We start from the raw sequence: 25,882 nt of genomic DNA, 5'->3' as shown, positions 1-25,882 counted from the left end.
TTTCCTCATTGGCCCACCGGGCATCACATCGCTTTGGTTTGGGCATCGCATCCATAACGGGTTTTAAGGCACTATCTTTTTAGTAACGATCCGAGTTTCCATGTGGTATCACCGCGCCTTCAGACGGCCCTGGCATAACAAAAAGGGGATGGCATGAAATCACTGAGTCCCGTGGACCAGCTCTTTCTGTGGCTGGAGAAGCGCCAGCAACCCATGCACGTGGCCGGGTTGCAGTTGTTCTCGTTTCCCGAGGATGCCGGGCCCAAGTACGTTAGCGAACTGGCCCAGTCGATCCGCGACTATTGCTGCCCCGAGCCCCCGTTCAATCAGCGTCTGACCCGCCGTTTCGGCCAGTATTTCTGGACCGAGGACAAGCAGTTCGACATCGATCACCACTTCCGCCACGAGGCGCTGCCCAAACCGGGCCGAATTCGTGAACTGTTGTCACTGGTGTCCGCCGAACACTCCAACCTGCTGGACCGGGAACGGCCGCTGTGGGAGGCCCATCTGATCGAAGGGATTCGCGGACGCCAGTTTGCCCTCTACACCAAGGTGCACCACTCCGTGGTCGATGGTATCTCCGCTATGCGCATGGGCATGCGGGCGCTGTCCAAGGATCCGCATGAGCGGGACCTGCCGCCAGTGTGGGCCTATAAACCCGAGAAAAAACAACGCTCTCTGCCCAGCAATCCGGTGGACGCCATGAGCAGCCTGGCACGCCTGACCGCCGGTGTGAGCAAGCAGGTGGCCACGGTGCCGGCGCTGGCGCGGGAACTGTACAAGGTCAGCCAGAAAGCCAAGACCGATCCGAACTACGTTTCCATCTTTCAGGCGCCGGACACCATGCTGAATCAGTGCATTACCGGCTCCCGTCGTTTCGCCGCGCAAAGCTTTCCCTTGTCACGTCTGCGCAAGCTGGCCGGCACCTTCAATTGCACCATCAACGATCTGGTATTGAGCATGTGCGGCCATGCATTGCGTGAATATCTGATCGGCCAGAACGCCCTGCCGGACCAGCCGCTGATCGCCATGGTGCCACTCTCCTTGCGTAAGGACGACAGCGCGGGCGGCAATCAGATCGGCTTGATTCTGGCCAATCTGGGCACCCATGTGTGTGATCCGGCCAATCGCCTCCGTATCGTCCAGGCCTCGGTAAAAGACGCCAAACGGCGCTTCGCTCAAATGAGCCCGGAGGAAATTCTCAATTTCACCGCCTTGAGCATGGCCCCCACCGGTCTCAACCTGCTCACCGGTCTTGCACCAAAGTGGCGCGCGTTCAATGTGATTATCTCCAATGTCCCCGGGCCACGGGAGCCGTTGTATTGGAACGGCGCCCGCCTGCGCGGCATGTACCCGGTATCGGTGGTACTGGATCGGATCGCCCTCAATATCACCTTGACCAGCTATCAGGATCAGCTGGAATTCGGCCTGATCGCCTGCCGCCGGACCCTGCCTTCCATGCAGCGCCTGCTGGATTATCTGGAAAATTCCGTGCGAGAACTGGAGATCGCCGCCGGTTTCAAATAGAAACCAACATGGCGCCGCCGCCAACCGCCTTCCCGCCTGGGATCACGGTTACAAAAAAATCAGTGGTGCCGGCTGGAAAAGGGGAGTAGAGTCGGAAGGGCTGCAGATTCAGGCAGTGGTGGTTTGTTTTGGTAGTTGCCTTCCCCCGCGCGAAGCTGAGAAGTCTCCGAACACCCTCCTCCGGTTTGCAAGCAAAACCCTATGTAAAGTTTTGAGGTATAGATTCACATGGCTACTGGTACCGTTAAATGGTTCAACGAGTCCAAAGGGTTCGGTTTCATCTCCCAGGACGACGGTGGTGCGGACGTATTCGTTCACTTCAGCGCGATCCAAGGCTCCGGGTTCCGTACCCTGGCTGAAGGTCAGAAAGTTTCCTTCGATATCCAGCAGGGCCCGAAAGGTCCTCAGGCAGCTAACGTAGAAGCCGGCTAAGGCTTCTTAGTACGCTGGAAAGCCCCGCCTCGCGCGGGGTTTTCATATTAAGGACTCAAGGCGACGGCAAAAGCCGGACCGTCGGATTCTTCTTTTTTGTTTTCCAATCTCTCCTTTGCTCCGGACAACCTGTCCGCCGCGGCAACTTGACGGCCCTGCCACGCCCCTCTGTATAACAACGACAATCGACAAAGCCGGACAGAGACCATGACGATTACCCTGTATGGCGGTGAAGTCAGCTACTTCACTGGCAAAGTCCGCGCCTACCTGCGCTGGGCGGATCTTCCGTTCGAGGAAGTGATCGCCAGTGCCGACGTTTACAGACAGATCATTCTCCCGTCCGTGGGCGTGCCGGTGATTCCGGTACTGCGCACCCAAAGCGGCGAGATCCTGCAAGACACCACAGTCATCATTGATACCCTGGACCAGGACCGCGCCACCAGCCCGCCTTCCGTCTATCCCGCCACTCCGATTCGCAAGCTGGTCGCTCTGATGCTGGAAACCTACGGGGATGAATGGCTGGTGATTCCGGCCATGCACTACCGCTGGCACTATGATCGCGAATGGGCAATGGGAGAATTCGGCGCTCTCAACGCGCCCCGGGCCTCCGCCGAAGAACAGTACAAAATTGGTAGCAAGCTGGCCACGCCTTTCTCCAACGCCGCATCACTATTGGGCGCCACGCCGGACATGATGGCCGCGGTGGAAAGTGCCTATGAAGCGCTACTGGCGGAGCTGGATGCCCATTTCGCCTCGTCACCGGCGCTGCTTGGGGACCAGGCCACCATGGCCGACTTTGGTCTGATTGGCCCGCTCTATGCCCATCTCTACCGCGATCCCACACCTGGCAAGCTAATGCGTGGGCTGGCGCCGAACGTGACACGCTGGGTGGAGGAGCTGCAGTTTCAGCCACGGCGATTGAGGCAGCCGCTGGACGACGGCGATGACATTCCCGCCACGCTGCTGCCGGTTCTGCGCCGTATGGCCCGGGAACAGTTGCCGCCTTTGGTGGACGCCGCCGGCAAGGTCAGCGCCTGGATGGTGGAACATCCCGGCGAGCCTCTGCCCCGAACCCTCGGGAAGCACGGGTTTGAACTGGAAGGCCGCCACGGAGAAAGAATCCTGCGCCCCTACAGTCTGTGGATGGTGCAGCGGATTCGCGATCACCTGAAGGGAATGGAGCCGGCGGCCCGGGAACAGGCCGATGCCTTTTTACGTTCGATTGGCGCCGACGCCTTGATTGAGTTTCCAGACCCGCCAAGACTGGCCCGGGACAAATTGTCCGTGCGACCAGCCGGGAGTTGAAGGCCGCCGAATCGCTCGTCCGTACAAGCGGCGACAGCCCTGCCTTTAGCGGATCAGACCACGCCCTGGCGCAGCATCGCCTCCGCCACCCGCACGAAGCCGGCCACACTGGCCCCCTGGACATAATCCGGGCGCTTGCCCTGGCCACCATATTCCAGGCACTTATGGTGGATGCGCGACATGATGTCGTGCAAACGCCGGTCCACTTCTTCACGGCTCCAGGGATGACGCAGGCTGTTTTGACTCATCTCCAGACCGCTTACCGCCACACCGCCGGCGTTGGCGGCCTTGCCGGGTCCGTAACCGACACCGTGGCTCACTAAATGGGCAATCGCCTCCGTGGTGGTGGGCATATTGGCGCCCTCCGCCACCCAGCGGCAGCCGTTTTCCACCAGAACACGGGCGTCCTGTTCATCCAGTTCATTCTGGGTGGCGCAGGGCAAGGCAATGTCACAGGGGAACCGCCAGGGCTTGATGCCGCTTTCGTAGGTCAGACCATCGTGGTGTTCCGGCAGTTGATGGAGACGACCACCTTCCTCCTGGAGCCGATCAAGAGTCTCCAGATGTTCCTGAGTCAGCCCGTTGGGAGCATGCAAGGCACCACGGGAATCGGACAAAGTGATGACCGTGGCGCCTTCCGCCAACGCTTTCTCCGCCGCGTAGCGAGCCACGTTACCAGCGCCGGACACCGCTATCCGCCGCCCCTCCAGGGACTCTTGCTGTTCCTGAAGCATGTATTGAAGGAAATACACCAACCCATAGCCGGTGGCTTCGGTGCGCAGCAGGCTGCCGCCGAAGACCGGCGATTTGCCGGTGATGGCACCGCTGTCGTGGGAGCGGTTCAGTTTCCGGTACATACCAAACAAGTAGCCGATTTCCCGGGCTCCGACACCAATATCTCCGGCCGGGACGTCGACGTCGGAACCGATATGATCGAACAGTTCCGCCATAAAGGCCTGACAGAATCGCATGATCTCGCCATCGGAACGGCCATGGGGATCAAAATCCGCCCCCCCTTTACCGGATCCCAGGGGCAGGTCGGTTAATGCATTCTTGATGGTCTGTTCCAGAGCCAGGAAACGCAGGACATCGAGATTCACCGACGGATGGAAGCGCAATCCGCCTTTATAAGGGCCGAGAGAACCGTTCATTTGCACACGGAAGCCACGGTTCACCTGCACCCTCCCCTGATCATCCACCCAGGGTACACGGAAAATGATCACCCGCTCCGGCTCCAGCAGGCGCGCAAACAAACTCGGATCCGCGTAGCGGGGCTGGTTCCGCAGGAACGGCGCCAGCCCTTCAAGCAGACCACCGGCCGCCTGGTGGAAGTAGGTTTGATGGGGATCTTTTTCCCGCAGTCCATTGATCAGGGTATCGATGTCTATAGTCAAAGCCGTCTCCTTTTATTCAGGCAATACTTGATCCAATCGTTGTTTTCGACGCCGCCAGTCCGGCATGCGTCTATCCATCAGGTCATGGAATTGCGGTCCATGATGGGCGTACTCCAAGTGACAAAGTTCGTGCATTACCACGTAATCGATCACCTCAAGGTCGTAGCGCATCAGCGCCAGGTTCAGGTTGATGTACCCCCGCTGGGACAAAGATCCCCAGCGAGTGCGCATTTTCTTGATCCTCAATACCGGCAATTCATGGCCACGGGCCGCAAACCAGTGGAATTGCCGTTCGATACTGTGCTGGAACTGGTCGCGCGCCTGTCGCCGCCACCAGGCTTCCACGGCTTCCCTGACCGTCTCCTCCAACGCCGGCGGCGGCACCGCCACGGTCAGAATATCCCCTTCCAGCTCCACCCGGGGTCTGGCCGCATGGGTAACCCGCAACCGCACCGGGCGGCCCAGGTGCGGCACGGTATCACCTTCCCGCCAATGCTGGCGAGGCCGGGCGCGCCAATAGGCCTGCTGGCGCCGGATCCAGTCCCGGTGTTCGTGCACGAAGTCATCGATGTGCCGGCGGCCGAGACGTAACGGCGCGCGGACTTCGACCTGGCCATCGGCCGCCACTCGTAAAGCCAGTGTACGTCGCTTGGAGCGAACCAGTTGATAATCCATGCGGGTTACCTGGAGATATCCGGTGCGGGACGGGGCCGGATCAGCGATCCGTTTCCCGCCGCATTTGCGACGCCAGCTGCTGAGCCACCGCGTCCGCCGGGCGGGCGTAGGGGGCCAGCCACAGATAGAGCACGGGAATAATGAACAGGGTCAGCACAGTGGCGAACAACAGGCCACCGAGAATCACCACCCCTATGGTCATGCGGCTTTCCGCTCCGGCACCGGTGGCCAGCACCAGGGGGACCGCGCCAAAGATGGTGGAAATACCCGTCATCAATACGGGCCGGAAGCGTAGAATAGCACCTTGATAGACCGCCTCACGTACCGCCAGCCCCTGGTCGCGCAGCTGATTGGCGAATTCGACGATAAGAATACCATTCTTGGCCATCAGTCCCACCAGCATCACCATACCGATCTGACTGTAGATATTCAGGCTGTTGCCGGTCACACGCAACGCCAGAATGGCGCCGGCGATCGCCAGGGGCACCGTCAGCATAATGATCAGCGGATGGATCCAGCTTTCGAATTGCGCCGCCAATACCAGGAAGACGATCACCAGAGCCAGCAGGAACGTGATCAGGATTGCCGCGGAAGCCTCGGTGAATTCCTGGGCCACACCTTTATAGCTCAGGCGCGCTTCCAGCGGCAGGCTTTCCTGAACGGTCCGTTCGATGAAATCCAGCGCGCTGCCCAGATCATAGCCGGGGGCCAGATTCGCCGACAACGTCACCGCCGGCAGACGGTCCAGCCTTCTCAGCTCCGGCGCCGCCCCCAGGGTGCGCAGCTCCACCAGAGCGGACAGCGGAACCAGAGCGCCAGCGGCGGTGCGAACATAGACCGCGTTAACGTCATCCGGAATACGCGCATCCTGTTCCCGCGCTTCCAGCAGGACGTCGTACTCGCGGCCACGATCGATATAGGTCGACGCGGTCAGGGTGGCGAACATGGCTTGCAGGGTCTGGCCCACTTCGGCGGCGGAAATGCCGAAGTCCGCGGCCCGGTCCCGATTGATCACCACTTCAATCTGGGGCTGGGTTTCCTCGTAATCCGTGTCCACGCTCAACAGTTGAGGATTGGCGGCCATGGCGGCGCGCAGGGTCTCGCTCCAGCCCACCACGGATTCGTAATCCTGCCCCCCGATCACCACCTCCAGCTCCTGATCGAAACCGCTTTGCCCCAATCCCGGTGGATTAACGGCAAATACGCGCAGACCGGGCACGGTGGTGACTTCGCCGCGAATGTCGTTAACGATGTCTTGCTGTCTCCGGTCCCGATCTTCCCACTGCTCCAGACGCACGATGCTGAAACCACGCTCGGTCTGCCCGCGAAAACCGACAATGGATAACACCCGAACCGCCACCCCGTCCTCGATCAAAGGAAGCAGCCTTTCCTCCACTTTCTGAATATGGTGACTGGCGTATGCGGTACTGGATCCCTGGGGGGCGTTCGCCGACACGATGAACACACCCCGATCCTCGGTGGGGGCCAGTTCCCGGGACAGCTGGCTGAATACCCCCCCCGCGGCCACGCAGATCAGCACCGAGATCACCACAATGGGAGCGGGTCGCCGCAGAGTCTTAGCCAATCTCGTCCCGTAGGCCTGGTTGAGTCCATTCAGCGCCCGGTTGAGCAGGTTGTTCTGTTCCTGCTTTTCCTGCTCAGGGGTGTGCGCGTGCAACCAGCGGGAGCACAGCATCGGAGCCAGGGACAACGCCACTATGCTGGAAATGATCACCGCCACCGCCAGGGTAAAACCGAACTCGCCAAACAGACGTCCGACATCGCCCCCCATGAAAGAGATCGGTACAAAGACCGCCACCAGAGTGGCGGTGGTGGCGATGACCGCGAAGGCCACCTGCCGAGCCCCCAAAAAAGCGGCCACCAGACGACTTTCACCTTCGTCGATACGCCTCTGGATGTTCTCGAGCATGACGATGGCATCGTCCACCACCAGACCGATGGCCAGAATCAGCGCCAGCAACGTCAGCACGTTGATGGAAAATCCGAGAATCCCCAGACCAATGAACGCTCCCACGATGGATACCGGAATCGTGACCGCCGGGATCAGTGTGGCGCGCAGATTGCCCAGGAAAACAAAAATGACCAGGATCACCAGCGTCACGCTCATCGCCAGGGTCACCAGCACTTCCTTGATGGACGCGCGGATAAACAGGGATTCGTCGTGATTCACGTCCAGGCGGATGTCATCGGGCAGGTTATTGCGGACCGCCTCGATTTCTTCGCGGACATTGTTGGAAACGGTCACCGTGTTGGCCTTGGATTGGCGCACCACCCCGAGCCCAATGGCGGTCTTGCCGTTGGCGCGCAACACGGTGTCGTCGTTCTCCACGCCCAGCGCCACCCGCGCCACATCCCCCAACCGCAACAGATAATCACCCTGGCGGTGCACCACCATGTGGTTGAACTCTTCCACCGAGCCGAGCCGGCTGTCGGCGCGAACGGTAAAACTGCGGCTGTCGGAATCCAGGCGGCCGGCCGGTAATTCCACGTTGTTGGCGCGCAAAGCGTTATAGATGTCGGTGACGGTGACATCGTTGGCGGCCATGCGCTGGCGATCCAGCCATACCCGCATGGCATAGCGACGCTCACCGCCGATAATGACTTCGGACACCCCACCCAGAACGGCGAAACGGTCCACCAGCGAGCGTTCAGCGAAATCGGTCAGTTCCTGCGGCGCCAGACTGTCGCTACTGAGTGTGACCCACATGATGGGCCGGGCATCAGCGTCGGTCTTGGCGATAACCGGTGCTTCCGCTTCCTCCGGCAAACGATTGAGCACCCGCGACACCGCGTCGCGGACATCGTTGGCGGCGACATCCAGATCCCGGTCCAGGTTGAACTCCACCGAGGTGCGGGCGGAACCCCGGCGGGAACGGGATTCAATGCGGCGGACCCCTTCCACGCCCGCGATGGCCCCTTCGATGACCTGGATGATCTGGGTATCAATGACCTCCGGCGCCGCTCCCGGGTATTCCACCGCCACCGACACCTCGGGGGGATCGATGTCCGGATATTCCCGCACTGGCAGTTTCATCAGGGCGCTGATGCCAAACACCACGATCAGCAAACTGATCACGGTGGCGAACACCGGGCGCTTGATGGAGACATCGCTGAGGATCATCAGGCACTGGTCTCCATCAGAACCCGCTGGGCCGGCAGCAGCGCCCCCTCATCCTCGACCACTTTCACCGGCGCGCCGCTGCCAAGCCGGCTGTGCCCGTTAACGATCACCGCGTCGTCATCGCTGAGTCCCTGTACCACTTCAACCCAGCCATCCCGGCGCCCGCCCAGCTCCACCGGCAACCGCAGAGCGGTGTCGTCCTCAGCCACCACGAACACGAAGTTCTGCGCGCCCTGGGCGACAATCGCCTGTTCCGGAACCAGCAGGGCCTGATGCTGACTGAGCAGGATATCGATCTGCAGCAACTGCCCTGGTCGCAACAGACCGTCACTGTTGTCCAGGCTGCCTTTTACCGACAGCGTCCGGCTGGCGGCATTGACGCGGGAATCCAGCAGCGTGACCTTGCCCTGGAAAAGGCGTTCCGGGTAGCTGTCGCTGGACACCATCAGCACCAGCCCAGGCTTCACCCGGGCCAGATACCGCTCCGGCACCTCGAAGGTCACCTCCAGATTACGCACGCTGTCCAGGGTGACCACCGGTGTGCCGGGTTGCAGATAGGCTCCGGGGTCAACCTGGCGCAACCCGACCACGCCTTCGAAGGGCGCGCGAATCTGATGCTTTTCGTGGGTCGCCCGTGCTACCCGCAAGGCCGCCTGGGCCGCCTCCATGCCATTCTTCAGATTGTCCACCTCGGCCTGGGAAATAGCGCGGCTGTTGATCAGGCGGGAAGCACGCTGATAATCGGACAGCGCCCGCTGGTATTCGGCGCGCAACCGGTCGCGCTCGCCTTTCGCCTGGCGGTCATCCAACTCCACCAGCAGGTCACCGGCGTCAACGGCCTGCCCTTCCCGGAAATGCAGCTGCATTACCCGGCCCTCGACTTCAGCGGACAGCACCACGGCCCGGGTAGCACGGGCATTGCCCACCACCTCCACCTTTTCCGTCAGAGGACGTACCAGAGCCGCAATTACATTGACCGTAGTCGCCGGCCGGGTCCCCGCCGTCACTGGCTCTTCAGCCCGCCACCACCAGAACAGCGCCACCGCTGCCACCACGATCACCACCACAAAGGCGCCCACACGCACCATCTTGTTCTCCGAGCAACTACACCGTCACGGTGGGAACCGCAACCGGGCCGGCGCCCATAAAAAGATCAGGCAACCGAAGGTACCGGCTCTGCTACAGGCCGGTAAGGAAGGATTGTTCTGTATTCCGTAATGGCTGCTCTTGGCCTTCCAGGGCTTGAGCGTTACTCCGTGGATCGGACCCGGGAACCCGTTCGGGGTTCAGGAGCACTTACATTCGATACAAAAGACCACGGAGTATGACACTGCATTGTGCAGTCATTATATGACAGGGAAAAGGGAAAGCCGGCGGGAGGACCCCGCCGGCCAGGGGATCAGACCAGTTCCGCGCGCATCTTCTTCTTGTCCAGTTTACCCACGGAGGTGCGCGGCAGCTCCTCCACGAACACCACTCGATCTGGAATGCCATAGCGGCTGATCACACCTTTTTCCGCGTAATCCGCCACCATATCGATGATCGTCCGTGCTTCCACCTCGGTGCCCTTGACCACCAGCGCCACCGGGCGCTCACCCCATTTTTCGTCCGGCACGCCCACCACGGCGCACTCACGCACGGCGTCGTGCTGAAGAATCAGGCTTTCCAGATCCAGGGAAGAGACCCATTCACCACCGGTTTTGATCACGTCCTTGATGCGGTCGGTGATTTTCAGCCAGCCATCGGCATCGATCACACCAATATCCCCGGTGTGCATCCAGCCGCCGCGCCACAGCTCCCGGGAGTTGGACTCATCCTTCAGGTAACCCTGGGTCAGCCAGGGGGCGCGCAACACCAGTTCGCCCTGAGCCTTGCCATCATGGGGCACATCGTTCATGTCACCATCGACGATGCGCCATTGCACCATGGGTACCGGACGGCCGGTGCGGGTGCGGTAATCCGCCTGGGTTTCCAGATCCGCCTGTTCCAGTTCCGGCGTCAACAGAGCGAGGGAGATCAGAGGACAGGTCTCGCTCATGCCATAACCGCTGTAGATGTCGATGCCGCGCTCCAGGGCGCTTTTGGCCAGCGGCTTGGGCAACGCGGAACCGCCGATGATCACTTTCCAGCCACTCAGATCAATGCTTTTCACCGCCTCGGATTGCAGCAGCATCTGGATGATGGTGGGCACGCAGTGGGAGAAGGTCACCTTTTCAGTGATCAGCAGTTTGAGCAGGGTTTCCGGTACATAACGACCCGGGTAGACCTGCTTGACCCCCAACAGCGTGGCGACAAAGGGGACGCCCCAGGCATGCACGTGGAACATCGGCGTGATCGGCATGTAGACGTCGTTCTGGTTGAAACGACCATGACCGGTGCCCGTCAGAGCGGCACGACCGGCAAAGGTGTGCAATACCAGCTGCCGGTGGGAGAAATACACTCCTTTGGGCAGGCCGGTGGTGCCCGTGGTGTAGAACGTGGTGGCGCGGGTGTTCTCGTCCAGCTCCGGGAAATCGAATTGGGCGGAAGCCTGGGCCACCAGCGCCTCGTACTCTCCGGCCAGATCAATGGTGGTATCGGTGTCGCCGCCTTCATCATCCAGCAGGATGTAAGTCTTGACCGTCTCGATGCGGTCCTTGATCTGGTCCAGCACAGGCAAAAACTCCCGGTTCACCAGAACCACGTCATCCTCGGCGTGGTTGATGGTGTAGAGAATCTGCTCCGGACTCAGACGCACGTTCACGGTATGCAGGACCGCGCCCATCATCGGTACGGCGAAGAACGCTTCCAGATAGCGATGGGTGTCCCAGTCCATCACCGCCACGGTGTCACCGGGCTTCACCCCTTGTTGCTGCAAAGCGCTGGCGAGACGAGCAACCCTCTCCCCCATTTCCCGATAGGTCATCCGCCGCTGATCGGCGTAGACGATTTCCTGATTGGGAGCGTTGCGAACGCCGGCCTCCAGGATACTGTTGATCAAGAGCGGCGACTCCACGGCTTCCGCGGTACGCTGGATGGTCAGATCGTTGCTCATCGGTTACTACTCTCCACGTTTTTATTGTGACAGTGGCGAATCCGGAATATAGGCGCCACGCCTAGCTTCCCCAGGAACAATCGCCGGGAGCAATTGTTGACGTTGCCTTGGCAACGGCCCGGAGGGTGACCGCCAGGGACGGTGGTCACAAAAGCCCGGCGCCAAGCCTGTCACAGCTGATCGTCGAGGTCACGACCGGCGACTGACTCAAGAGTCAGAGGCCGCCGGGTGAGTCAGTTTGAGCGGATCGAGCAAGGCAGTGAGTTCCTCCACCGACAGATCGGTCTGCTCGGCGGCGACGTCGATCACCGGCCGGCCACTGGCGAACGCTTGTTTGGCTATGGCCGCTGCCTTCTCGTAGCCAATGACGGGGTTCAGGGCCGTGACCAGGATCGGATTCCGTTCCACTCCCTCGGCCAGATGCTCACGATTGTAAGTCATGCCGGCGATGGCCTGATCCGCCAGATTACGGCAACTGTTGGACAGCCACTCCAGCATATCCAGGAGATTGGCGGCCACCAACGGCAACATGACATTGAGTTGAAAATTACCGCTCTGCGCCGCCACCGTATTGGCCTGATCCAGCCCCATCACCTGCGCGGCGACCATGGTGGCGGACTCACAGATCACCGGGTTGACCTTCCCCGGCATGATCGACGATCCCGGCTGGGTGGCCGGGAGCTGAATTTCCGCCAAGCCGTGAATCGGACCAGAGTTCATCCAGCGCAGGTCATTGCTGATCTTCATCAACACCACCGCCAGACTCCGCAACGCCGATGACAGCGCCAGTGGCGCATCCACGGCACTCTGCGCCACGGCCGGATACGGCATGGCGGTAAAGGGATGCCCGGTTTCATCGGACAGCACATCAACAAAGCGTTCCGCGAATTCGGCATGAGCATTGATACCGGTCCCGACCGCGGTACCGCCCTGCGGCAGCGCATGCAGCTCCTCCCGGGCGCCGGCCAGGCGCTGGCTGGCGGCCTGCAGTTGCAGCACCCAGGTGCGCAACTCCTGTTCCACCGTCACCGGCATGGCGTCCATCAGGTGAGTACGGCCGGTTTTGACCAGATCCCTGCCTTCCCCGGCTTTCGACCCCAGCGTGGTGATCAAATGCTCAAGGGCTGGCATCAACTGTTCGTTGACGGCGATCGCCGAGGAGACATGAATGGCGGTGGGGATGGTGTCATTGCTGCTCTGTCCAAGGTTGACGTGATCGTTGGGATGCACGTCGACGCCGCGGGTCTGGCACAGATGGGCCACCACCTCGTTGACGTTCATATTGGTGCTGGTACCGGAACCGGTCTGGAACACGTCCACCGGGAACTGGTCGGCGTGCTCACCACGGATCAGTGCTTCGCAGACCGAACGGATCGCATTGCCCCGCTCCTCGGACAGCAGCGCCAGATCCACATTCACCGACGCCGCGCAGTGTTTGATCCGGGCCACGGCCTGAATGAACCGGGGCGGCAACCGACGTCCACTGATCGGAAAATTATTCACCGCGCGCTGGGTCTGCGCGCCCCACAACGCCGTCTTTGGCACCGCCACTTCGCCCAGGGAATCCTTCTCCACCCGTGTGTCACTCATGACCGTTCTCCTCAGCCGGGAAGTGAAACCTCAGTATCGGCAAGGCCCGGTTGGACGTCCAGGGTGGCGCCGGCGATTCCGGCCATAGTCATGTTCGATACCGCATCAAGCCGGCCGCTTCAGAATCAACCCCATGCCCTTGAAGCTGGCCACCACTTCACCATGCTGATTGACGCCTTCCATCAATGAATAGATGAGGCCCCTATCCGGCTTGGAACGGGACGGGCGCGCCTCCAGAACCGTCGCCCGCATGGACAATCGATCACCGGGACGTACCGGTTTGTGCCAGCGCACCTCATCCACTCCGGGAGAGGCCAGCCCCGCCACGGTGGAAACATAGTTATCCACCATCAGTCGCATCATCAGGCTGAGGGTGTGCCAGCCGCTGGCGATCAGCCCCTGGAACGGGCCGGCGGCGGCGGCCTCGGGATCCGTGTGCATCTTCTGGGGGTCGAAACGGCGGGCAAAGGAAAGGACCTCTTCCTCCTCCACGTCAATGGAGCCCAGATCATAGGTCGTGCCCACCAGGTAATCTTCAAAATAGCGGTCGTCCTGGGGCTTGCTGAAGTTCGTTATTGTCATCGTGTTCTCCCGTGCAAACGAAAGATCCGATCATAGCGCCGACCGGATACCAATAACGACCCCATTCCCCCACGTCTCTGAGGTATTCTGGAGCCATCGCCGGGGCAAGGAGTGCAAGGATGTTTTCAAAATGGCAGTGGCTGCTGGTCCAGTTCTCCCGCGCCCTCTGGGTTCGGGCCACCGCATTCGCCATTCTCGCCGTGGCGACGTCCTTGCTCGCCATTATCGGCCAGCGCTGGCTGCCCACGAACCTGCCGGTGAGCGTCGGTGCCAAGTCCGTGGACACCATTCTCAATGTGCTGGCCTCCAGCATGCTGGCGGTCACCACCTTCTCTCTCAGTGTCATGGTCAGCGCCTACGGCGCCGCCACCACCAACGTGACACCCCGGGCCACCCGGTTGCTGATGCAGGACACCACTACTCAGAACGTGCTGGCCACCTTTATTGGTTCCTTCCTGTTCAGCCTGGTCGGACTGGTGGCGCTCAGCACCGGTGCCTACGGCGAGGGCGGTCGGGTGATTCTGTTTCTGGTCACCCTGGTGGTCATCGTTATCATCGTCGTGACTATTTTGCGCTGGATTGAACATCTGTCGCGCCTCGGCCGGGTCGGGGAAACCACCGACCGCGTTGAACAAGCCACTCGCGCGGCCATTGTTCAACGCGCCACCAACCCGGCTCTGGGCGGTAAGCCCTGGTCCCCGGAACAGTCGATCCCGGACCAGGCGCTTCCCGTTTACCCAACCTTGGTGGGCTACATCCAACATGTGGATGTGGAGGCACTCGCTCAATGGGCGGAACAGAACAACGCCGAGATTTACCTGACCGCCCTTCCCGGCCGTTTTGTGCATCCGGCCCGGCCTATTGCCTGGCTGATCGGCGCCACCGGCGATGACGCCTCTTCAGTGCGCGACCATTTCACCGTGGATGACGAGCGCTCCTTCGATCAGGATCCACGTTTCGGTCTGGTGGTGCTCTCCGAAATAGCGTCGCGGGCGTTGTCCCCGGCGGTTAACGACCCCGGCACCGCCATCGATGTGATCGGACGGGCGGTGCGGGTTCTGCATCACTGGCATACCCAGCGCAACGAAGCGGACGAGACCGTGCGCTGGCCCCGGATCCGGGTTCCCTTGCTCAACGAACGGGAATTTTTCGACGACCTGTTCAACCCCATCGCCCGGGACGGCGCGGCCCTGCTGGAAGTGCAGATTCGTCTGCAAAAAGCCTTCATGGCATTGGCCTCCCACGGCGGCGCCTTTCGCGCCAGCGCCCGGCTTCATGCCGGGTTGGCGCTGGCGCGAGCGGAACAGGCGCTGACATTGGAGCGGGACAGGGAGGAATTACGCACGCTGGCGCGCTGGCTGGAGCAGGATTGAGCCCGGTTATTTGCCGATGCAGAAAGACGAGAAAATCCGCCCCAGAAGATCGTCGGCGGTGAACACCCCGGTGATGTCTTCAAGGGCCTTCTGCGCGGCGCGCAAGTCCTCGGCAAGCAGTTCGCCGGCGGCGTGATCGCCCAGCTGGCGCTGACCTTTATCGAGCGCGGCCAGGGCCTGCTCCAGGGCGGTGATGTGGCGGCGGCGGGCGGAAAACGGACTTTCGTCGGTACTCTGGTAGCCGGCCACGGCTTTCAGATGATCGCGCAACGCATCCAGCCCCTCTCCCGAGGCGGCGGAAATCACAAAGGTGTCCGGGTTGCCCGCCAGGGGGCCGGGCTTCATACCGCTGAGATCGGCCTTGTTGAGTACGACGGTCACCGGCAGTTCCAGATTTTCCAGCTGCTTCTGGCTGTCCGGTAACAGCTGCCCCGGATCCTTCAGCGCTTCGGGTCCGGTTTGAGAATCCACCACTACCAGCAGCCGGTCCGCCTTGCGCATCTCCTCGTAGGCCCGGCGAATCCCTTCCTGCTCTACCCGGTCCGGGCTTTCACGCAAGCCGGCGGTGTCGATGATGTTCAGAGGCAGGCCGTCGATCTGGATCGATTCACGCAGCACGTCCCGAGTGGTGCCGGGCACTTCGGTAACAATGGCGGCGTCGAAACCGGCCAGGCGGTTCATCAGGGAGGACTTGCCGGCATTGGGCCGCCCGGCGATAACCAGAGTCAGCCCTTCACGGACCAGGCGTCCCTGGCGGGCGGTGGCGAGCACCCGGTTCACTTGCGCCAACAACGCCGCCAAATCGGAGGCCACTCTCCCATCGGAGAGAAAGTCGATCTCCTCCTCGGGAAAATCGATGGCGGCTTCCACATAGATACGCAGTTGGATCAACTGCTCCACCAACCGATTTACTTCCTCGGAAAACGCCCCCTGCAGGGAGCGCAGAGCGGCGCGGGCTGACGCCTGGGTGCCGGCATCGACGAGATCGGCGATGGCCTCGGCCTGGGCCAGATCCAGTTTGTCGTTGAGAAACGCCCGCTGGGAGAACTCACCGGGCCGCGCCTGACGGGCCCCGTGGTACAGGCAGGCGCGCACCAGCATGTCCAGCACCACCGGGCCTCCGTGGCCCTGGAACTCCACCACATCCTCGCCAGTAAAAGAGCCGGGGCCGGGGAACGATAACACCAGCCCCTCATCAATGACGTCGCCCTGTTCATCGCGAAAACGGCGAAAATGGGCCTGACGCGGCTGTAGTGGCTGGTCGCCGACCACGCCGGCGGCGATGTCCAGCGCGCGATCACCGGAAAGTCGCACCACGCCGACACCGCCACGGCCGGGAGCGGTGGCGATGGCGACGATGGTATCGGAATCAGTGGCGGACATGGCGTGCTTACCCGGAACCGGAATCAGAAAGGGGGCCAACGGCCCCCTTTTTCCATCATTCCCGTTCGATGCGGCGGGTAATGATGTATTGCTGGCCGATGGACAGCAGGTTGTTGGTCAACCAGTAGAGTACCAGACCGGCCGGGAACCACAGCATGAAGACCGAGAAAATGACCGGCATCCATTTCATCACCTGGGCCTGGGTGGGATCCGCCGGAGTCGGATTCAGGCGGGTCTGAAGGAACATGGAGGCGCCCATCAGAATCGGCAAGACGAAGTACGGGTCCATCACCGACAAATCCTGGATCCACAGGAAGAACGGCGCCTGGCGCAGCTCCACGGATTCCAGCAGCACATAGTAGAGAGCGATGAACACCGGCATTTGCACCAGGATCGGCAAGCAGCCGCCAAGCGGATTGATCTTCTCCCGCTGGAACAGCTTCATGGTCTCCATTTGCTGTTTCTGCTTGTCGCTCTTGTGTTCTTCCCGGATGCGCTGCATCTCCGGCGCTACTTTCCGCATCTTGGCCATGGAACGGTAGCTGGCGGCGCTGAGCTTGAAGAACAGGGCCTTGATGATAAAGGTCAGCAGGATGATGGCGACACCCCAGTTCCCCACACCGACACCCAAATCCATATTCAGGCCGAAGATGGAAAGCTTACCGCTTTGCAGGAACACCAGCAGAGCAAAGATCGGCTGGGACAGGAACCACAACCAACCGTAGTCCACGGTCATATTCAGGCCAGGGCTGATCGCCTCCAGGTGATCCTGGATTTTCGGGCCGGCATAGAACTCGGCGTACATCTGTCCGGTTTCGCCGGGAGCCACCTGCTGTCCCTGGGAGACGAACCGCAACAGATACTGGTCACGGTTCTTCTGATACACGGTGGAATAGGTCTGCTGCAATTGCGGATCAGGGATCCAGGCGGACAGGAAATAGTGCTGAACCATGGCGATCCAGCCGCCTTCCTGCGTGGTACGCAGGGAGGATTCTTCCATATCGCCGAATTTCAGCTTGTTGTACGGCTTTTCGCTGGACCAGTAAGCGGCGCCCAGATAAGTGGGCATCGGCGCGAACCCCTGCTTGGACAAGCCCGGATCATCGCCGCCATCACGCTTGATCTGGCCGTAGAGCTGGCCGCTCCAGGTCTCGCCACTGTTGTTCTCGACGATATGGGTCACCCGCACCAGATAGCTGCCACGCTCAAACGTGTAGCGCTTGGTGATCTTGGCGCCGCTGTCCTGGGTCAGCGTCAGATCCACGTTCAGTTCTTGGGCATCGCCCATCTGGTAGCTCTGCTCGGCGCTGCTCCATACCGGACGACCGGAAGCGGAATCGGTGCCGTTGGTGCCGATCAGACCCGTCTGAGCCACATAGGTGCGGGAAGAGGTGTTTTCCAGCAGCACGAAGGGCTGGTCCGGAGTGTCGGCGTGACGCGGATAAGCCGGCAGGCTCAAGCGTACGATGTCGCCACCACGGGGATCGATTTCCAGGTTCAGCACATCGGTGGCGACACGAATGGCGCCGCCACTCTGCGTTTTGGGGTTGTCTTGAACGCTGTCGCTGACTTCTCCGCCGGGAATGGAGACAGCCGTGGGATCGGCATGCTCCTGCGGATCGGGCACGAGGTCATTATTGTCCGTGGTGTCGGCGTTATTGCCCGTCACTTGCTCGCTGATTTGCGGCTCGACGGTGTCCGGGGCAGCGTAGTCTCCCTGCCAGGCCTGAATCATCAGGTAGGAGACAACGGCAATGCCCGTAATGACAAGGGCTCGGGGGATATCCATAGCTTTGTATTCGGCTGGCGGAAAAGCGGGGGGCAGTTTCTCAGTCTTGCCTACGCTTGGCAAGCAGCTTGTCGAACAGCCGCGCCAGCAAAGGGGTCCAGTTTTCCTTTTCGGCCGGCAGGGGGCCGCGCATTAACACCACGATATCGAGCCCGGCCAATTCATGCTGGCGTAAACGGAACTGTTCCCGGATCCGGCGTTTCACCGCACCACGGTCAACGGCATGCCGAATACGTCGTTTGGCGATAACCAGACCCAGACGAGGGAAAGGCTGCTCGGTTTCTCGGGCCAGTAACAGAAAACATTGCTGACCAAGGCGCCAGTCCGGCTGGTCGAACACGGCTTGGAAGGATTTGCCATCAAGCAGACGCAAACCGCGGGAGAACCCGAATCGGGGGGGCGTGTTCTGGGAAGGGGGTACTGATGGGCTCACCGTGTCTGTTACCCCGGTGATGCCACCAGAAGAAACAGCGATTGGCTTATACAGCCAACCGCTTGCGGCCTTTGGCGCGACGAGCGGCCAGTACCTTACGTCCGTTTTTGGTAGCCATGCGAGCGCGGAAGCCGTGGTTACGCTTACGCTTCAGATTGCTCGGCTGGAATGTGCGTTTCATGGCGGCATCCCCGCTGTGGAAGTCTTAAGAGGGCGCGGATATTAGCCCTGGCGTGCGGTGCTGTCAAGCGCTTTGCCAAACGGAGGGTTTTGCTTATCAATATCTTTAAATATTTATTTTCTTATTTAGTGATAGTTGTTTTTATAGGTAAAGCCAATTCTGGGGATAAGCCTGGAAAGTGTAAGTAGATCAGTGCGTTGCGATGTGAGTAACCGGCGTATAACTGTGTGTAACTCCTGGTGACTAAGCTGGGACAAGCTGTCCGGAACTGTGGGAGAAATGGGTTCACCCGTTTATCCCCATACTTATACGGCCCCCTGCCAACAGGCTTGCGGACATAGTTATCCACAGACGGGGGCCGAAAAAAAAAGACGTTCCGAGCTGTGGATAGTTACAGGCCCAGAGGTATAGAATGGCCCGTTCAAATTCACGGTTTCTGGCAAGGCGGGGATGTGTCCAAAACGCTTTGGAATCGCTGTTTGACGCGACTTGAGGACGAGTTGCCGTCACAGCAGTTCAATATGTGGATTCGCCCTTTGCAGGTGTCGGTATCCGCCGATGGTGCGGAGATGACATTGTTCGCGCCTAATCGTTTCGTGGTGGATTGGGTGCGCGACAAGTATATGGAGCGTATCGGCGAGGTTATGGGGGAGATGGAGCAGGGCCCCCTGCCCCAGTTACGCCTGGAGGTGGGCAGCTCCCGGGTGACCGAGATCATTCCCAAACGTCCGGCGCCGGAGCCACGCCCGGCGGCAACGCCGACGGCGGAAACACGTCCGTCCCCCCCGCCGGCGCCCCCTTCCGATGTGGGACTGGCGGCCAAGCATCGCAGTAATCTGAATACCGGGTTCACTTTCCCGACCTTTGTTGAGGGCAAGTCCAACCGCATGGCCTGTGCCGCGGCCCAACAGGTGGCGGAGAATCCGGCCAGTCACGGCTACAACCCATTGCTGCTTTATGGTGGCGTGGGGTTGGGGAAGACACATTTGATGCACGCGGTGGGCAACGAATTGCTGCGGCGAAACCCCAACGCCAAGGTGGTTTACCTGCACTCCGAGCGCTTTGTCGCGGATATGATTTCGGCGTTGCGGAATAAAACCATCAATGAATTCAAGCGGTTCTACCGATCCGTGGATGCACTCCTGATTGATGATATACAGTTTTTTGCTGGAAAGGAGCAATCCCAGGAAGAGTTCTTCCATACCTTCAATGCTCTGTTGGAGAATGGGCAGCAGATCATCCTGACTTGCGATAAATTCCCCAAGGAAGTGGATGGCCTGGAAGAGCGCCTCAAGAGCCGTTTTGGTTGGGGGTTGTCGCAACCCCTGGAGCCGCCGGAGCTGGAAACCCGGGTGGCGATCCTGAAAAAGAAGGCGGAAGAGGCCCGCATTGAGTTACCTAACGACGCGGCCTTCTTTATTGCTCAACGCATTCGTTCCAATGTACGGGAACTGGAAGGCGCGCTGCGCCGGGTTATTGCCCATGTGCGGTTTACCGGGGCGCAGATTGATATCGGTTTGATCAAGGAAGCGTTGAAGGATCTGATTGCATTGCAGGCGCGTCAGATCAGCATCGATAACATTCAGCGCACGGTGGCGGAGTACTACAAGATCAAGATTCCGGATTTGCATTCGCCACGCCGCACTCGATCGGTGGCGCGGCCAAGGCAGATCGCGATGGCATTGTCGAAGGAGCTGACCAGCCACAGTCTGCCGGAGATTGGGTCCAGTTTTGGCGGGCGTGACCATACCACGGTGCTTCACGCCTGTCGGAAAGTGAGTGAACTTCGGGAAACCAGTCCCGAAATTGAGGAAGATTACCAAAATTTGCTGAGAACTCTCACGTCTTGACGGCGCTGGGGTCGGCTCATCGATGACGGGAAAGGGACATGAAATTTTCGATCAACCGTGAACAGGTGCTCAAGCCGTTGCAGCAGGTAGCGGCGGTAGTGGAGAAGCGACAGACGCTGCCGGTGCTGTCCAATGTGCTGGTGGAGGCCAGTGATGGCTGGCTGTCACTGACGGGTACCGATCTGGAATTGGAGCTGGTGGCTCGTTTGCCGCTGGAGGGGGAAAACCAGAGCGGTGAGACGACGGTCCCGGCTCGCAAGTTGGTTGACATTGTCAAAAGCTTGCCGGCGGAAGCGGAGATCCGTTTTGAGGTGGATGGCGAACGGATGCTGGTGAAATCGGGCCGTAGCCGGTTTTCTCTGTCCACTTTGCCTGCTTCCGAGTTCCCCAGCCAGGAAGAAGACAAGGCCGCGTCCGGATTCGATATCGCTCCGGGGGTGTTGCGGGGGTTGATTGACCGCACCGCCTTTTCCATGGCTCAGCAGGACGTGCGTTATTACCTGAACGGCATGCTGTTTGAGTTGCGCCCCGGAGCATTGCGGGCGGTGGCCACTGATGGCCATCGTCTGGCTTTGTGCGATGCGGAACTGGAAGGTCCGGATCAGGAAGCTTCGGTGATTTTGCCGCGCAAAGGGGTGATGGAGCTGTCCCGCATCCTGGCGGACGCCGGTGAAATGGTTCGCCTGACCCTCGGGCGTAACCATGTTCGTATCGTGGCGGGTGCCATTACCTTCACCTCCAAGCTGGTGGACGGTAAATTCCCGGAATACGAGCGAGTTATTCCGAAAGACGGTCAGCGTCGGATTCTTGCCGATCGGGAAACGTTGCGGCAGGCCTTGGCCCGTGTGGCGATTCTCTCCAATGAGAAATATCGTGGAGTGCGGGTGCAGCTGTCCGAAGGCAGCTTGAGAGTCGTGGCGAATAACCCCGAGCAGGAGGAGGCGGAGGAGGAAGTGTCCGTTGACTTCAACGGTTCTCCTCTGGAGATTGGTTTCAACGTCAGCTATCTGCTGGATGTGTTGACCACACTTAATGGCCCGCAGGTGGATTTGGAATTGGGGGACAGTAACAGCAGTGCCCTGATCACCGACTCAGAAGATAAAGCCGCGGTGTATGTCGTCATGCCGATGCGTCTCTGACGTTTCGGTGCCAGGGCCTCGTACCGCGAGGCCCTTACCCTCCTCCCTCCTTATGCTCACCGAACTCCGTCTCTCTGACTTTCGTAACTACCACCAGGCGGACTTTTTGCCCTCGCCCGGGCTGAATCTGATCTTTGGCGCCAACGGCAGCGGCAAGACCAGCTTGCTGGAAGCTATTTATTTTATTGGCAGTGGCGGTCGGTCGTTTCGTGGAGGGCGATTGTCCCGCCTGGTGCGTGATGGTGCGGCCGCGGCGACCTTGTTTGCGGTGGTGGATCAGCCAACCGGCAAACAGGACAGGCTTGGGGTCCGTAGGGCCTTGTCGGGTATCGAATCGTTAAAGCTCAATGGGCAGACCCCTTCGGCATTGAGTGATGTGGCCACCCTTCTCCCTGTCCTCGCCTTGCACCCTCAGTCAGTTGAATTGATATTTGGCGCTTCTTCCATTCGTCGGCGTTTCCTGGATTGGGGAATGTTCCACGTGGAACATTCTTTTCTGGCTGCTTGGAAGGAGGCAAATGGGGTGCTCAAACAACGCAATGCCTTGCTTAGGTCGGGGCATGCGTCTCAGAGGGAGCTGCGTTATTGGGACCAGAAACTGGCGTCCAGTTCTGCTACTATTGAAGGGTTGCGCAGACCGTATCTGGCCCGCCTGAAGTCGGAGTGGCGGAAAATTCTGGAAATGCTGTCTCCTGATTTGAAGGTCAATCTGGAGCTACACAACGGTCTGCGTCCTGGAGAAGATTATCTTCAGGCGCTGATTCGAACCGAGGAAGAAGACCGGCGTAGAGGTTTTACCCACGTCGGCTTTCATCGGGCGGATGTCAGAATTACGAAAGATGGTGTGGTGGCCCGGGATCGCGTTTCCCGCGGGCAGGCAAAGATATTGTCTTATGCCCTGGTGCTCTCTCAGCTCCCCATGATCTCTGAAGCGAACAAGGTTTGTACGCTCCTTGTGGATGATCTCGGCTCTGAGCTGGATCAAACCCACCGGGATACCCTGTTGCGCTTTTTGACTATGGGAAACCACCAGACATTGATCACTGCGGTGGATGCGGACCATCTGGGCCGGGCCACCGTTGAAAACAGCGGTGCTGCCGCCCGAATGTTCCACGTGGAACATGGACGGATTCAGCGGATATCGAACGACTCGTAAGGGAAGAAAATGGCGGAAAACAGCTACGATTCATCCAGCATCAAGGTTCTTAAGGGCCTGGATGCCGTTCGCAAGCGGCCCGGCATGTATATTGGCGATACGGATGACGGCACCGGCTTGCATCATATGGTCTTCGAAGTCGTGGATAACTCCATCGATGAAGCCCTGGCCGGCTACTGTAGCGAGATCAAAGTCACGATTCATCCCGATGAATCCGTTTCCGTTACAGATAACGGGCGTGGTATTCCGGTGGATCTGCACCCGGAAGAAGGTGTCAGCGCGGCTCAGGTGATTATGACTGTGCTGCATGCTGGCGGGAAATTTGATGATAACTCCTACAAAGTTTCCGGTGGTCTGCACGGTGTGGGGGTTTCCGTGGTTAACGCCCTCTCCGAAACGCTCAAGCTGACCATTCGCCGTCACGGTAAGGTTCACGAGCAGGTTTATCATGACGGTGTACCTGAGAAACCGCTGGAGGTGGTGGGAAGTACGGAAAGCAGCGGTACTGCTATTCGTTTCCGCCCCTCCCCGGAGACGTTTAACAACATCCAATTCCACTACGATATCCTGGCCAAACGTCTGAGGGAGCTGAGTTTCCTGAATTCCGGCGTGCGCATTCATCTCGTGGATGAGCGCAGTGGGGATGAGGATGTGTTTGAGTATGAAGGTGGTTTGAGCGCCTTTGTTACCTATCTGAACCAGAACAAGAACGCGCTGAATCAGGTGTTCCACTTCCAGATGGATCGTGAGGACGGTATCAGCGTGGAAGTGGCGATGCAGTGGAATGACTCCTATCAGGAGAATATTTTCTGCTACACCAACAACATTCCACAGCGGGATGGAGGTACTCACCTGGCCGGATTTCGGGCGGCTCTGACCCGGACTCTGAATAATTACATGGAAAAAGAGGGATTTTTGAAGCGGGAAAAGGCCAACCCGTCTGGCGATGATGCTCGGGAAGGATTGACCGCGATCATCTCCGTGAAAGTGCCGGATCCCAAGTTCTCCAGCCAGACCAAAGATAAACTGGTGTCCTCGGAGGTGAAAAGCGCCGTCGAACAGACCATGACGGAGCGTTTTCAGGACTTCTTGCTGGAGCATCCAGTCGAGTCAAAGAACATCGTTCAAAAGATTATTGATGCTGCCCGGGCCCGGGATGCGGCACGTAAGGCCAGGGAAATGACGCGTCGTAAAGGGGCACTCGATATTGCCGGGCTACCTGGAAAACTGGCGGACTGCCAGGAAAAAGACCCTGCCCTGTCCGAGCTGTACATTGTGGAGGGTGATTCCGCGGGCGGTTCCGCCAAACAGGGCCGGGATCGAAAATATCAGGCTATCCTGCCGCTGAAGGGCAAGATTCTGAACGTGGAGAAAGCCCGCTTTGACAAGATGCTTTCTTCCCAAGAGGTAGCAACTCTGATTACGGCCTTAGGTTGCGGTATCGGCCGGGATGAGTATGACGCGGATAAACTTCGCTATCACCGCATTATTATCATGACGGATGCGGACGTGGATGGTTCTCACATCCGTACTCTGCTTTTGACATTCTTCTTCCGGCAGATGCCGGAGCTGATTGTTCGTGGTCATATCTATATCGCTCAGCCCCCTCTTTATAAGGTGAAGAAGGGCAAACAGGAGACCTACATCAAGGATGACCCTGCCCTGGATGAGTATCTGACCACGCTGGCGCTGGATAAGGCCGCGCTTCACCCCGGCAATGAGGCACCGCCTATCAGTGGCGAGCCTCTGTCCAATCTGATTGGTGAGTACCGGAAGGTCATGAAGATTGTGGAGCGTCAGTCCCGGGTCTTCCCCGCACAGGTGCTGGAGGAGATGATTTATCTGCCCAGTATCGATGAGAGCAAACTGGAAGATGAGGCTTTCATGGTGGACTGGTGCGCTAAATTGCAGGCGCGCCTGGCCAATCTCGGAAACAATATTCAGAAATTCACCATCAGCGCTGAAAAAGATACGGAGCGAGGTCTGTATCTGCCACGTGTGCGAGTGCTCGCTCACGGCATAGTCCGCGAATATCAAGTGACTCTGGATTTCCTGGAGTCTCCGGACTATCAAAGTATTGCGCGGCTGGGGGAAACGCTGGAAGGCCTGCTGGCCGAGGACGCGAAGGTGGTGAGAGGTGAAGCAAGCCGCCCGATCCGGGATTTCGCTGAGGCCATGCTATGGCTGATGCAGCAAGCTCGTCGCGGTATTAACGTGCAGCGTTATAAGGGCCTGGGTGAAATGAACGCGGATCAATTGTGGGAAACTACCATGGATCCGGAATCCCGCCGTATGCTGCAGGTTACCGTGGAGGACGCTATTGCGGCGGATCAGATCTTCACAACCCTGATGGGCGATGATGTGGATCCCCGGCGTCAGTTCATCGAATCCAACGCGTTGTACGTATCCAATCTGGATATCTGACCGGCTGGTGGGGCTGAACCTCCCTGCTCTCGCCTCACCAACAAAAAGGGCTCCCATCGGGAGCCCTTTTTGTGTCAGAAGGTAGCCTGCTGGTGGAAATCAGACCTCGTAGTCTTCCAGCTTGCCGCCTTTTTCCAACGCTTCTCTCAGCCATACAGGACGCTTACCGCGGCCGGTCCAGGTCTGAGAGCTGTCCGCCGGATTACGGTACTTGATCTTGGCCGGTTTGCGAACGGCCACTTTCGTCGTCTTCTTGCGAGTGACCTTACGAGCCGCTTTTTTGCGACCGGTGGTTTTCTCGTCGAGAAGATCTTCGACGGAAACGCCCAAATCCTTGGCGATCTTTTCGATTTCCGCCTGAGCGCTTTTCACTGCGTCACGGCGTTTCTTTTCCAGCTTTCTCTCCGCCTGCTTGATCAGCTTTTCCAATTCAGCTACGGAAAGGTCGTCGAGATTAATAGTCATTCTTGGCG

The 25,882-nt window shown here is 59.5% G+C and carries 20 protein-coding genes; 8 read left to right on the top strand and 12 right to left on the bottom strand.

The features are described from left to right. The first annotated feature begins 153 nt into the window (after positions 1–153). The 3 genes from A6D6_RS00820 (at position 154) to A6D6_RS00810 (ending at position 3,264) form a co-directional block, all read left to right on the top strand. Positions 154–1,527 (top strand): WS/DGAT/MGAT family O-acyltransferase, encoded by a 1,374-nt coding sequence (locus tag A6D6_RS00820; RefSeq protein WP_133491121.1) that lies wholly within the window; start codon positions 154–156, stop codon positions 1,525–1,527. Positions 1,528–1,755: 228 nt separating this feature from the next. Next, positions 1,756–1,959: a transcription antiterminator/RNA stability regulator CspE gene (cspE, locus tag A6D6_RS00815; protein ID WP_014996745.1), complete on the top strand. Its 204-nt coding sequence runs from the start codon at positions 1,756–1,758 to the stop codon at positions 1,957–1,959. Between the two features lie 207 nt (positions 1,960–2,166). After that, a complete protein-coding gene (locus A6D6_RS00810; protein WP_159659662.1) occupies positions 2,167–3,264 on the top strand; it encodes a glutathione S-transferase in 1,098 nt (365 codons plus the stop codon). A 53-nt stretch (positions 3,265–3,317) separates the two neighbouring features. Here the strand turns inward: A6D6_RS00810 and gdhA are convergent, their stop codons facing one another. From gdhA to A6D6_RS00775, 7 genes are all read right to left on the bottom strand, one after another. After that, complete coding sequence (gdhA, locus tag A6D6_RS00805) at positions 3,318–4,652, bottom strand: NADP-specific glutamate dehydrogenase (RefSeq protein ID WP_201303675.1); 1,335 nt, start codon at positions 4,650–4,652, stop codon at positions 3,318–3,320. An 18-nt stretch (positions 4,653–4,670) separates the two neighbouring features. Beyond that, positions 4,671–5,333: a M48 family metallopeptidase gene (locus tag A6D6_RS00800; RefSeq protein ID WP_022997383.1), complete on the bottom strand. Its 663-nt coding sequence runs from the start codon at positions 5,331–5,333 to the stop codon at positions 4,671–4,673. 40 nt (positions 5,334–5,373) lie between these two features. Continuing rightward, complete coding sequence (locus A6D6_RS00795) at positions 5,374–8,475, bottom strand: efflux RND transporter permease subunit (protein ID WP_133491125.1); 3,102 nt, start codon at positions 8,473–8,475, stop codon at positions 5,374–5,376. After that, on the bottom strand, positions 8,475–9,563 hold the full coding sequence (locus A6D6_RS00790; protein ID WP_133491126.1) for an efflux RND transporter periplasmic adaptor subunit: 1,089 nt from the start codon (positions 9,561–9,563) through the stop codon (positions 8,475–8,477). Before A6D6_RS00790 ends, A6D6_RS00795 begins: the two co-directional genes overlap by 1 nt. A 311-nt stretch (positions 9,564–9,874) precedes the next feature. Next, positions 9,875–11,509, bottom strand: a complete 1,635-nt coding sequence (locus A6D6_RS00785) for a fatty acid--CoA ligase (protein WP_133491127.1) — start codon at positions 11,507–11,509, stop codon at positions 9,875–9,877. Between the two features lie 207 nt (positions 11,510–11,716). Further along, positions 11,717–13,099: a class II fumarate hydratase gene (locus A6D6_RS00780; RefSeq protein ID WP_159659661.1), complete on the bottom strand. Its 1,383-nt coding sequence runs from the start codon at positions 13,097–13,099 to the stop codon at positions 11,717–11,719. Between the two features lie 105 nt (positions 13,100–13,204). Further along, the gene (locus A6D6_RS00775; protein WP_159659660.1) at positions 13,205–13,681 is read right to left on the bottom strand and encodes a MaoC family dehydratase; all 477 of its coding nucleotides are present in this window, start codon (positions 13,679–13,681) and stop codon (positions 13,205–13,207) included. 119 nt (positions 13,682–13,800) lie between these two features. Between A6D6_RS00775 and A6D6_RS00770 the strand changes: the two genes are divergently transcribed. Further along, on the top strand, positions 13,801–15,054 hold the full coding sequence (locus A6D6_RS00770) for a DUF2254 domain-containing protein (protein ID WP_159659659.1): 1,254 nt from the start codon (positions 13,801–13,803) through the stop codon (positions 15,052–15,054). Between the two features lie 6 nt (positions 15,055–15,060). Here A6D6_RS00770 and mnmE read toward each other — a convergent pair whose 3' ends face one another. Genes mnmE through rpmH form a run of 4 tightly spaced genes read right to left on the bottom strand, consistent with a single transcriptional unit; the run spans position 15,061 to position 18,840 of the window. Then, complete coding sequence (gene mnmE / locus A6D6_RS00765; protein ID WP_159659658.1) at positions 15,061–16,437, bottom strand: tRNA uridine-5-carboxymethylaminomethyl(34) synthesis GTPase MnmE; 1,377 nt, start codon at positions 16,435–16,437, stop codon at positions 15,061–15,063. Positions 16,438–16,492: 55 nt separating this feature from the next. After that, complete coding sequence (gene yidC, locus A6D6_RS00760; protein ID WP_159659657.1) at positions 16,493–18,226, bottom strand: membrane protein insertase YidC; 1,734 nt, start codon at positions 18,224–18,226, stop codon at positions 16,493–16,495. 40 nt (positions 18,227–18,266) lie between these two features. Further along, a complete protein-coding gene (gene rnpA / locus A6D6_RS00755) occupies positions 18,267–18,659 on the bottom strand; it encodes a ribonuclease P protein component (protein ID WP_159659656.1) in 393 nt (130 codons plus the stop codon). A gap of 46 nt (positions 18,660–18,705) precedes the next feature. Continuing rightward, complete coding sequence (gene rpmH, locus A6D6_RS00750; protein ID WP_022997393.1) at positions 18,706–18,840, bottom strand: 50S ribosomal protein L34; 135 nt, start codon at positions 18,838–18,840, stop codon at positions 18,706–18,708. Between the two features lie 452 nt (positions 18,841–19,292). On the opposite strand from rpmH, the gene dnaA reads away from it, so the two are divergent. Genes dnaA through gyrB form a run of 4 tightly spaced genes read left to right on the top strand, consistent with a single transcriptional unit; the run spans position 19,293 to position 25,409 of the window. Continuing rightward, positions 19,293–20,690 carry a chromosomal replication initiator protein DnaA gene (dnaA, locus tag A6D6_RS00745; protein ID WP_159659655.1) on the top strand — a complete coding sequence of 466 codons (1,398 nt, stop codon included), beginning with the start codon at positions 19,293–19,295 and terminating at the stop codon, positions 20,688–20,690. A 38-nt stretch (positions 20,691–20,728) separates the two neighbouring features. After that, positions 20,729–21,829 (top strand): DNA polymerase III subunit beta, encoded by a 1,101-nt coding sequence (dnaN, locus tag A6D6_RS00740; protein WP_159659654.1) that lies wholly within the window; start codon positions 20,729–20,731, stop codon positions 21,827–21,829. Between the two features lie 52 nt (positions 21,830–21,881). Further along, on the top strand, positions 21,882–22,985 hold the full coding sequence (recF, locus tag A6D6_RS00735; protein ID WP_159659653.1) for a DNA replication/repair protein RecF: 1,104 nt from the start codon (positions 21,882–21,884) through the stop codon (positions 22,983–22,985). 9 nt (positions 22,986–22,994) lie between these two features. Next, complete coding sequence (gyrB, locus tag A6D6_RS00730; protein WP_133491137.1) at positions 22,995–25,409, top strand: DNA topoisomerase (ATP-hydrolyzing) subunit B; 2,415 nt, start codon at positions 22,995–22,997, stop codon at positions 25,407–25,409. Positions 25,410–25,508: 99 nt separating this feature from the next. Here the strand turns inward: gyrB and A6D6_RS00725 are convergent, their stop codons facing one another. Next, a complete protein-coding gene (locus tag A6D6_RS00725) occupies positions 25,509–25,874 on the bottom strand; it encodes an H-NS histone family protein (protein ID WP_133491138.1) in 366 nt (121 codons plus the stop codon). Between the last annotated feature and the right edge of the window lie 8 nt (positions 25,875–25,882).

Source organism: Alcanivorax xiamenensis (genome assembly GCF_009846745.1).
In the GTDB taxonomy this organism is placed as follows: domain Bacteria; phylum Pseudomonadota; class Gammaproteobacteria; order Pseudomonadales; family Alcanivoracaceae; genus Alloalcanivorax; species Alloalcanivorax xiamenensis.
This window is presented reverse-complemented; position numbering and strand designations above follow the sequence as displayed.

What these genes read in the sequence shown, in the direction of transcription:
- A6D6_RS00770 (WP_159659659.1), top strand. Translation starts at nt 13,801, where the DNA reads ATGTTTTCAAAATGGCAGTGGCTGCTGGTCCAGTTCTCCCGCGCCCTC.
- A6D6_RS00725 (WP_133491138.1), bottom strand. Translation starts at nt 25,874, where the DNA reads ATGACTATTAATCTCGACGACCTTTCCGTAGCTGAATTGGAAAAGCTG.
- A6D6_RS00790 (WP_133491126.1), bottom strand. Translation starts at nt 9,563, where the DNA reads ATGGTGCGTGTGGGCGCCTTTGTGGTGGTGATCGTGGTGGCAGCGGTG.
- A6D6_RS00785 (WP_133491127.1), bottom strand. Translation starts at nt 11,509, where the DNA reads ATGAGCAACGATCTGACCATCCAGCGTACCGCGGAAGCCGTGGAGTCG.
- cspE (WP_014996745.1), top strand. Translation starts at nt 1,756, where the DNA reads ATGGCTACTGGTACCGTTAAATGGTTCAACGAGTCCAAAGGGTTCGGT.
- A6D6_RS00820 (WP_133491121.1), top strand. Translation starts at nt 154, where the DNA reads ATGAAATCACTGAGTCCCGTGGACCAGCTCTTTCTGTGGCTGGAGAAG.
- yidC (WP_159659657.1), bottom strand. Translation starts at nt 18,226, where the DNA reads ATGGATATCCCCCGAGCCCTTGTCATTACGGGCATTGCCGTTGTCTCC.
- rpmH (WP_022997393.1), bottom strand. Translation starts at nt 18,840, where the DNA reads ATGAAACGCACATTCCAGCCGAGCAATCTGAAGCGTAAGCGTAACCAC.
- gyrB (WP_133491137.1), top strand. Translation starts at nt 22,995, where the DNA reads ATGGCGGAAAACAGCTACGATTCATCCAGCATCAAGGTTCTTAAGGGC.
- dnaN (WP_159659654.1), top strand. Translation starts at nt 20,729, where the DNA reads ATGAAATTTTCGATCAACCGTGAACAGGTGCTCAAGCCGTTGCAGCAG.
- A6D6_RS00800 (WP_022997383.1), bottom strand. Translation starts at nt 5,333, where the DNA reads ATGGATTATCAACTGGTTCGCTCCAAGCGACGTACACTGGCTTTACGA.
- mnmE (WP_159659658.1), bottom strand. Translation starts at nt 16,437, where the DNA reads ATGTCCGCCACTGATTCCGATACCATCGTCGCCATCGCCACCGCTCCC.
- recF (WP_159659653.1), top strand. Translation starts at nt 21,882, where the DNA reads ATGCTCACCGAACTCCGTCTCTCTGACTTTCGTAACTACCACCAGGCG.
- A6D6_RS00810 (WP_159659662.1), top strand. Translation starts at nt 2,167, where the DNA reads ATGACGATTACCCTGTATGGCGGTGAAGTCAGCTACTTCACTGGCAAA.
- A6D6_RS00775 (WP_159659660.1), bottom strand. Translation starts at nt 13,681, where the DNA reads ATGACAATAACGAACTTCAGCAAGCCCCAGGACGACCGCTATTTTGAA.
- A6D6_RS00780 (WP_159659661.1), bottom strand. Translation starts at nt 13,099, where the DNA reads ATGAGTGACACACGGGTGGAGAAGGATTCCCTGGGCGAAGTGGCGGTG.
- A6D6_RS00795 (WP_133491125.1), bottom strand. Translation starts at nt 8,475, where the DNA reads ATGATCCTCAGCGATGTCTCCATCAAGCGCCCGGTGTTCGCCACCGTG.